This window comes from Bradyrhizobium sp. 14AA (genome assembly GCF_054185205.1).
Map to the genome: position 1 here is coordinate 150693 of NZ_JAVAYM010000025.1, position 8463 is coordinate 159155.

At 60.5% G+C, this 8463-nt stretch carries 8 protein-coding genes; all 8 read left to right on the top strand.

The window, feature by feature from the left end; translation table 11 throughout:
* Positions 1–145: 145 nt before the first annotated feature.
* Positions 146–1510, top strand: coding sequence for an O-antigen ligase family protein (locus RAD15_RS34660; RefSeq protein ID WP_458183164.1), 1365 nt, complete (start codon positions 146–148; stop codon positions 1508–1510).
* 75 nt (positions 1511–1585) lie between these two features.
* Positions 1586–2215 (top strand): hypothetical protein, encoded by a 630-nt coding sequence (locus RAD15_RS34665; protein ID WP_458183166.1) that lies wholly within the window; start codon positions 1586–1588, stop codon positions 2213–2215.
* 102 nt (positions 2216–2317) lie between these two features.
* Complete coding sequence (locus RAD15_RS34670; protein WP_458183167.1) at positions 2318–2917, top strand: transglutaminase-like cysteine peptidase; 600 nt, start codon at positions 2318–2320, stop codon at positions 2915–2917.
* A gap of 102 nt (positions 2918–3019) precedes the next feature.
* Positions 3020–3601: a hypothetical protein gene (locus RAD15_RS34675; RefSeq protein WP_458183169.1), complete on the top strand. Its 582-nt coding sequence runs from the start codon at positions 3020–3022 to the stop codon at positions 3599–3601.
* A 6-nt stretch (positions 3602–3607) separates the two neighbouring features.
* Positions 3608–5821: a polysaccharide biosynthesis tyrosine autokinase gene (locus RAD15_RS34680; RefSeq protein WP_458183170.1), complete on the top strand. Its 2214-nt coding sequence runs from the start codon at positions 3608–3610 to the stop codon at positions 5819–5821.
* A 322-nt stretch (positions 5822–6143) separates the two neighbouring features.
* Entirely contained in the window at positions 6144–6587 is a 444-nt protein-coding gene (locus tag RAD15_RS34685) for a hypothetical protein (RefSeq protein WP_458183171.1), read from the top strand.
* 150 nt (positions 6588–6737) lie between these two features.
* A complete protein-coding gene (locus RAD15_RS34690; protein ID WP_458183172.1) occupies positions 6738–7748 on the top strand; it encodes an NAD-dependent epimerase in 1011 nt (336 codons plus the stop codon).
* A 254-nt stretch (positions 7749–8002) separates the two neighbouring features.
* The coding region (locus RAD15_RS34695; RefSeq protein ID WP_458183174.1) for a 2-dehydropantoate 2-reductase N-terminal domain-containing protein at positions 8003–8463 on the top strand (461 nt) is incomplete at its 3' end.

Sequence of the window (8463 nt, forward strand, 5' to 3'; positions counted from 1 at the left end):
ATAGGGCCTTCGGTTAGATCGCGCGTGCTGTCAGAGACCGATAGGCCGGATCGTTAGCGTAGCAAATTGTCTCGATTTTGGTCATTCTACACGTCTGGCTCAATGAAGTGATCGCCGATTCCGCAGCTTGCCGATTGAAATTTAAGTGCATCGTATATCCCGGTTCATCGCGATTGTAGTCTTCGTATTGGCTCCCTTGCCCTTCGGCTCGGTCGATCTGATCTGGATCTGGATCTGGACGACACTCCTGGCCGCGAGCTTGTTGACCGCCAACCTCTCGCGTGTTTGCAGCTCGGACTTCTGGGTTATCGGACCGATGGGGATGGTCCTGCTGCTATTATGTGCACTCTCGGTTTTTCAAATCTCGCCCGGGGTGGGGGATGCGCTTGCCGATCCTTCATGGCGGGCTGCCAGGGATGTCGCGGGGGTGACGGAGCCGAACCGCATCTCCGCTACGGCATCGGTGCCCTGGATCGCGTTCGGGTCTTGCTTGCTCTTTGTCCTCGCGTTGTTGCGGGCCTATCTGCTCGCCACCGACGGGGTGGCGGCGCGGCAGATGTTGAAAGCGATCGCATATGCAGGATTCGCGTATGCGCTATACGGCATCCTCGCGCATCTCCTGGCGCCGACCATGTTGCTCTGGAGGAGCAAGGAATATTATCTTCCCTTTGCGACGGGAACGTTCGTGAACCGCAACACTGCTGCCGTTTTTTGGGGCAGTTGCTCGGTCTTGTTCCTGGGCCGTTTGGCTCCGATCGTGTCGGACGCTCTGATGGCCACGCCGACGCGGCGGCATTATGACTATTCATTCACAGACCATCCCGCCACTCTTGCTGTCGGCTTTCTGACATGTCTTGTCGCAACAGGCATGACAGGCTCTCGCGCCGGAGTTCTGCTGACTCTCTTGAGCCTTGCCTGCCTCGCCAATCTCCATCTCATGCAACTTCGGTTCCAATCGAGGCACTATTGGCTGGGAGCGGGAGCGGTCGCGGCCGCCACCATCGTGGGCTTTCTTGTGATCGGCGGAAGCGTGATCGGCCGGGTCGGTCTGTTCGGCTTAGCAGACGGTCAGCGTGCGGAAGTCTATCGGACCGCACTCGAAATGCTGCGTGGACACGAATTGTTCGGCATCGGCATCGGAAACTTCGAGACTGCATTTCCGCCCTACCGACCGGGAAATCTTGGTAGTCAAGGCATCTGGGACAAGGTGCACAGCACGCCCTTGGAAATGATGATTTCGGTCGGGCTTCCTCTGGGAGCGACAATTTGCGCCATCGCTGCATTCTTTTGGGGGCGGATGCTTTGGGGAGCGTTCTCCCGACTTCGTGATCGCGACATTCCAGCAACGGCCGCTTCGGTGTTTCTGCTCGGAGTGTTGCATTCGTGTATCGACTTCTCGCTACAAATTGCTGGATTTGCGGTTGTGTTCGCGGCAATTTCAGGCTGCGGCCTGGCTCAGTCGATCTCGACGACGCGACGCAAAGAACTTAGGCAGTTTACCATCGGTTAAATATAGTCGAGTGCTTCCTCGAAAATCCTGTATGTCAGACAAATGTCTATTCGTGGAAAGAATTGGGGTTCCCAGATGCGCATGATACCCGGGTTGGTGATTGCATTGCTGCTGGCACCATCGACATCCAACGCTGCAACGGCCGTGGACGTTGCTTGCGTGCCTGCTGCTGCAGACGTGACCGCTGAAAAGGCAACCCAGTTTCTCGACAATCCGGCTGGTCTGTTGAATGGAATCCCCGCGGGTGAGGAAGGCAGGCTTTCCGCGGCGATTCGAGATTTCGCCTCGATGCGTCCTGAGACGGTGGAGGGCATTGGGTCGCTCTCGAGCGCCAGTTCCCCGGCGCAGAACCGGGCGATTGGCGCCGGACTCGGCACTGCTGCATCGACCTGCGTGCTGAATCGTCCGGCGACCGCCATGGCGATCCAGGAAGCTGTGCTGAAGACCGAGAACAGCGACCTGATTCAATCTTTCGTAAGCATCACTGGCGATGTTCCGACGACCGCCGTTCCCGGCTCTGATCCGAACGGCGAATCCATTGCGGGAGGCGGGCGCGCAAGCGCTGCGGCGCAGTCCTCGGGCTCGGTAAGTAGTTCAACGAGCACCACTTTTACCGCGGCCTCGGCTCCCTCGACGACCACGTTCTTCTCGGCAGCCTCGGTCACGTCGATCAATCCGCTCGCTCAGACCAGCCCGACAAACTGAGCGAGGCTACGCCAATTACGCGCAATTTTACGAAATTGCGCAATCGGGTTGAGAACTTTCGAGGCTACCGTCGAGCGATCAAGAGTATCGCGGGAGGCGGTGATGAAGCGTCTGGTTGCAGCCCTGTTCGTTCTGAGTTCTTCGTTGCCGTGCCTTGCGGCTGAACAAGTAATGAGCAAGGGCGTCTTTCTGAAGGAGGCCCAGAACGTTCTGGCTCCATTGCAGTTCGTGAAGTTCTGCATGAACTATTCGCGCGAGTGCGAGAAAAGCTCGCCTGAGGCGCAATTGCCGGCACGGGATGCCGCTTTTTCGACGCTCGAAGAGGTCAATGCCAGCGTGAATCAGGCGATCTCGCCTGTGATGAAATCAACTGATCCGCTGCTGGCGCGCTGGACGCTCTCGCCGTCGTCGGGCGATTGCAACGACTATGCGATCACCAAACGTCATCTGCTTCTCGCCAAGGGCTGGCCTGCGAGCGCCTTGCGTCTTGCGGTCGTCTATGCTCCCGCCGGAGGGCATCTCGTGTTGATCGCGCGGTTGCAGGACGGTGACTATGTTCTGGACAACCTCGTGCCGGACGTTCGCGATTTCCGCGGAGCCAGCTATCAGTGGGTGTCGATGGAATCCGGCGCGGATCCTCGCGTCTGGGTTTCGATCGCCAAGCAGGATCATCGCGATTTTGCCGAACTTGGGAGCAGGTGAGGGCGTCGCGAGGAGTCCCGATCGGTTTTCTTTTGCAATGCACAAAGACTTGCCGTATTTATCCGCTAACCGCGGCTAATCCATTAACTACGGTGAGACCAAGTGCTTCGTAGAGACCGCAATCGCCTGCTGGGCCTTCATTCGCGTGCTCCGATCCTGGCACGATCGATCCTTGCCGTCGCATCCTTGACGCTGGCCGGTGTGTCGTCTGCGACGGCACACTGCTTGCCGTTGCTGTTGAGGACTCCGCCTGTCGAACTTCGCCTCTTTTCGGCCGATCCGGGGCATGTCCTGAAGTACGCGAAGAACGACAAGACCAAGATCGAAAGCAAGGTTACCGAGTATTTGGCCACTGATCCCGATCTGCTCCCGCAGATCGGGAAATTGGTATCGCTGGCTCCGGAGTCGAATCGGTCGGCAATCGGACGTGGCCTGGCTCGGGCCGCGCAGCATTGTGGCCCGATCGAGCCCAAAGTCGTGCAGAGCATTATCGATTTTGTCCGAAGATTGCAGGATTCGTCGGTGAGCGCCGGATATGCGTCGATCGAGAGCGACGCGCCTGTCCAGATTTCGACACAGAGCAAGCCCGCCGCCCAATCCAACTCTTTATTTGAAGGAGAATGGAACATGGATGTCGGCAATCCGTTCGCCCCCGTCCCGCTTCCTCTCGAATTGCCGCGATAGTGACGCATGTATCAGCCGCGAAATACCTTCGACGCCGGACAGTCTTCGTCGTTACCGCTCAATACCGCCGTTTTGACCTTCGAGCGGACGCTCGACATTGTGCGCCGGCAGTGGCCGTTGATCGCTTCTGTCGTCGGTGTCTGTCTGGCCGTGGTGGTGGCGTATGCGCTGACGGCCACTCCTTATTACACGAGCTCGGTCAGCATCCTCGTCGATACCCGTCAGGCGGTTCTGAACAAGTCCACCGACGCGGCGAACAGCACGCTGATCGATCCCGGCTTCGTCGAGAGCCAGGTCGAAATTCTCACGTCCGACGACCTCGTGCGCTCGGTCGTTGATTCGCTGAACCTCACCAGCGATCCCGAATATACGCAAGCCGACATGATCTCCTCGGTCGTCGGCACGATCATCAATCTACTGGGTCTCGCCGAGCCGGAATCCAAGGATTTCGTGAAGCGGATGGTGGTCGCCAGCCTCAAGAAGAATCTGAAGGTGGAGCGGGTCGGCGTCACCTACGTGCTGACGATGTCGTTCCGGTCGACGGTGCCCGAGAAGGCGGCGAAGGTCGCCAACGCCTTGGCGGACGCGTACATGACCAGCGTGCTCGAAGCCAAGTACCAGTCCACCAAACGGGCAAGCGAGTGGCTGCAAAGGCGCAGCGCCGAGCTGCAGCAGCAGGCGATGGAGGCCGACCGGGCCGTCCAGACGTTCAAGGCTGAAAATAACATCGTCGGGACGAGCAAGGGCTTGATGAACGAGCAGCAGCTCTCCGACGTCAACACGCAACTGATCCAGGCTCGCGCCAGCACCGCGGAAGCCAAGGCCAGGCTCGACCGAATCAACGCGATCACGGACCAGGATCTTGCTCAGCCGACCGTGACTGACGCGCTCAGCAACACCGTGATCACGCGACTGCGCGCGCAATATCTCGATCTCGCCGCCCAGTACGCGGATTGGTCGAACAAGTACGGGAAGGACCACCAGGCGTCGGTCAACCTGGCGTCCCGCATGCAGGAACTGCGGCGGGCGATCAAGGACGAGGTCAAGCGTATCGCCGACGCCTACAAGAGCGACTACGAGATCGCGCGCAGCCGTGAAAGTTCGCTGGAAGCGGACCTCAACAAGCTCGTGAGCCAAAACGGCAGCGCGAGTCAGGCCCAAGTGAAGCTGCGCAATCTGGAGAGCGCTGCCGACACCTATCGGACCCTGTACAACAACTTCCTCCAGCAATTGCAGGAAGCGACGCAGAACCAGAGCTTCCCGATCAGCGAAGCCAGAATCATCAGCACCGCGCAGAAGGCGGACAAGAAGAGCTGGCCGAAGACGGGCCTGCTGCTCCTCGGCGGACTGATCGGCGGCCTGTGCTTCGGCCTCGGTGGCGCCGTCGGCAAGGAAATGCTGACCGAAGTCCTGCGCACGCCGTCGGAGGTCGAGGCCGAGACGGCGCTGCAATGCCTCGGCACCCTGCCGGAGCTTCGTCCCGAGGCCGCGGACGGTTCGTCGTCGGACGCACGCGGAGCGATATTGACGCGATACGCTCTCGAACATCCGTTCTCGCGGTTCGCCGAAACGCTGCGCAATATCAAGACCGCCGTCGACCTGTCCCGCCTGACCAGGGAAACGAACGTCATTGCCGTCGTCTCTTCGCTCCCGAAGGAGGGTAAGACGACCGTTGCCGCGAACCTCGCGCATCTGGCGGCCCTCGCCGGGCATCGCACGTTGCTGATCGACGGCGATCTGCACACCCAGTCCCTGACGCGCAAGGTCGCCCCCGGCTCCAAGACCGGTCTCGTCGAGGCCCTCGCCGATCCGTCGCAGTTCGAGCACCACATCCAGGTCGACCGGCAATCCAATCTCAATTTCCTGCCGTCGGTCGTGCGGGCGCGGCTGGTCAATTCGGCCGATTTGCTGTCGTCCCAGTCGATGTCGGATTTTCTCAAGGTGGCGAGAAAGAAATACGACTATATCTTCGTCGACCTCGCCCCCGTGCTTCCGGTGACGGACGCCAAGGCCGTCGGACATCTGGTCGACGCCATCGTTTACGTGGTTGAATGGGGCAAGACCCGCCGTGCGGCGGTGAACGAGGCCATCGTCGACCTCGAGGTGTTCAGAGGCAAGATCGTCGGCATCGTGCTGAATCGTGCCAATCCGAAAACGCTGAAGCGTATCGAGTCGTACAAGGGGCGGCACTATTCCGACTATTACGTCGAGCAGGCCTGAGAACGAGCACGGGTCCCGCCGCCCGTCTGCGGCATATGCGGCCATTGTCAACGTTGTTGTCGCTGCGACGGCGCTGGCTTGGCTGCTGTCGGCCGCGAGCTATACGTTTCGCCCCACGCTGCAGGATCTCGCCGCGCGTCTGAGCCGCGGCGAGAATTACGACAATGAGGTTCTCGAACGCATCGCGTCCCGCTACGAGGATGCCTCGGGCGTATTTTGCGACGCCAGGCAGCGTCGCAACCTGCTTCTGATCAACCTGCGGCTCCTGAGCAATCACCTCGAATCCGGCGGCATCGGTTCGCTCGATGCGAGCCTGCAGAACGTGACGCGCTCTGCGAAACAACTGATCGCGTGTTCGCCCTCGGAATCGATCGCCTGGCTGGCGCTGTACTGGGTTGAGATTCGAGCAGCAGGCTTTGGCCCGACCGCGATTTCCTACCTCACCCAGTCCTATCATTTCGGACCGCACGAGATCTGGGTGCAACTTTTCCGCGCGCCGCTGGCAATGCGTGCCTACGGCTTCTTGCCGGACGACCTCAAGCGACAGACTCGCGCCGATTTCGACGACATCGTTGGCGCTCGTCTCTTTCCGACGGCCGTCCTGATGTATCAAGCCGCATCGCAAGCGACCCAGGCGGTGCTGCTGGAAGGCATGTGCGACGCCCCGATCGAAGTGAGGCTGATCTTCCGTCGCTTTGCCGAAAGTCGCGGGCTGCGCATTGCGCATGCGTGCTTTGCCGAACCCGACAATCCCGTCCGTGGATAGCGTCTCGTCAGCCGGTGGCGGGTCTCCGGTCGCGTATGAAGTGTCGGCGCTTCGATGGTGTCGTGCATGAAACTGCCGCAAATGCGAGCCTTGCTTCGGACGTATCAGTCTGGCATTGCAGTGCGGTAAGGGCGAAGCGACGAGTTGATCATGGCTCCTGTGATTGTTACCGGCGCTGCCGGCTTTATCGGCATGCATGTGTGTGAGCGCCTGCTTGCGCGCGGAGAACAAGTTGTCGGTATCGATGCGTTCACGCCGTACTACGATCCGGCGCTGAAGCGTGCGCGTCTTGCAACGCTCGAGCACCGTCCCGGGTTCAAATTCTACGAGATCGACCTTGCTGATTTCGCCGCGGTGAGCCGCGTTTTCGACGAGGTCTCGCCCGACCGCGTCGTGCATCTGGCGGCGCAGCCCGGCGTGCGCGCGTCGATCGACGATCCCATCACCAGCATCCGCGCCAATTGCGACGGTTTCGTCACCGTGCTCGAAGCCGGGCGGCGCCATGGCGTGGCGCATCTCGTCTACGCCTCGTCGAGCTCCGTCTACGGCGCCAACCGCACCTTGCCGTATTCGACCGAGCATTCGGTGAACCATCCGGTCAGCCTTTATGCGGCGAGCAAGAAGGCTAACGAGCTGATGGCGCACACGTTCGCGCATGTTCACAAGCTGCCGGTGACCGGTCTTCGCTTCTTCACCGTCTACGGTCCATGGGGCCGGCCCGACATGGCCGCCTGGCTGTTCACGCGCGCGATCTTTGCGAATGAGCCGATCAAGATTTTCAATAATGGCGACATGTGGCGCGACTTCACCTATGTCGACGACATCGTCGAAGGCGTGATCCGCACGCTCGACCGGCCGGCGGCGCCGAATCCGGCGTGGAACGCGGAGGCGCCGGAAAATTCGTCGAGCTATGCGCCGTATCGCGTCTACAACATCGGCAACAACCGCTCGGTCAATTTGATCGAGTTCGTCGATACGCTGGAGAAGATCATCGGCAAGCCCGCGATTCGCCAGTTGCTGCCGATGCAGGCCGGTGACGTCCTGGAGACGCGCGCCGATATTTCCGCGCTCCAGCGCGATGTCGGTTTCTCACCTTCGACGTCGATCGCGGACGGTCTCGGCCGCTTCGTCGAATGGTATCGAAAGTACCACGGCATGTGATCCTGCGATCGTTGTCGACGTCCTGTTCCGCGCCGGAGCGCTGATGGTTCCGTGCGGGGCGGCTGTCGCATATGTCGGCTGCGTGGAGTGCATACGGCGCGTTCAGGGAAATGTCCGTCACGGCCTCGGCGCTAGGCGGTGAAGGTTTGTTCGGCGGGTGACACACGCTGCCCTAATGTTGGGCGTGCGATCGGCTACAGAAATGGTCTAGGGTGTTCAGTGGAACATCCGTCTTCAACGGAAAGAGTTTTTTCATGCGAATCGCGATGATCGGCACGGGCTATGTGGGACTGGTGTCCGGAGCCTGCTTTGCGGATTTCGGTCACGACGTCATCTGCGTCGACAAGGACGAGAAGAAGATCGCGGCGCTCCATCGCGGCGAGATCCCGATCTACGAGCCCGGCCTCGATGAACTCGTCGCGGCGAATGTGAAAGCCAAGCGGCTGGAGTTCACCACCGATCTGTCGAAGCCGGTTGCCGATGCCGACGCCGTCTTCATCGCGGTTGGCACGCCGTCGCGCCGCGGCGACGGCCATGCCGATCTCTCCTATGTCTACGCCGCGGCCAAAGAGATCGCGCAGTCGCTCACCGGCTTCACCGTGGTGGTGACCAAGTCGACCGTGCCGGTCGGCACCGGCGACGAGGTCGAGCGCATCATCCGCGAGACCAATCCCAAGGCCGACGTCGTCGTCGCCTCCAACCCCGAGTTCCTGCG

What these genes read in the sequence shown, in the direction of transcription:
- RAD15_RS34665 (WP_458183166.1), top strand. Translation starts at nt 1,586, where the DNA reads ATGCGCATGATACCCGGGTTGGTGATTGCATTGCTGCTGGCACCATCG.
- RAD15_RS34670 (WP_458183167.1), top strand. Translation starts at nt 2,318, where the DNA reads ATGAAGCGTCTGGTTGCAGCCCTGTTCGTTCTGAGTTCTTCGTTGCCG.
- RAD15_RS34680 (WP_458183170.1), top strand. Translation starts at nt 3,608, where the DNA reads ATGTATCAGCCGCGAAATACCTTCGACGCCGGACAGTCTTCGTCGTTA.
- RAD15_RS34690 (WP_458183172.1), top strand. Translation starts at nt 6,738, where the DNA reads ATGGCTCCTGTGATTGTTACCGGCGCTGCCGGCTTTATCGGCATGCAT.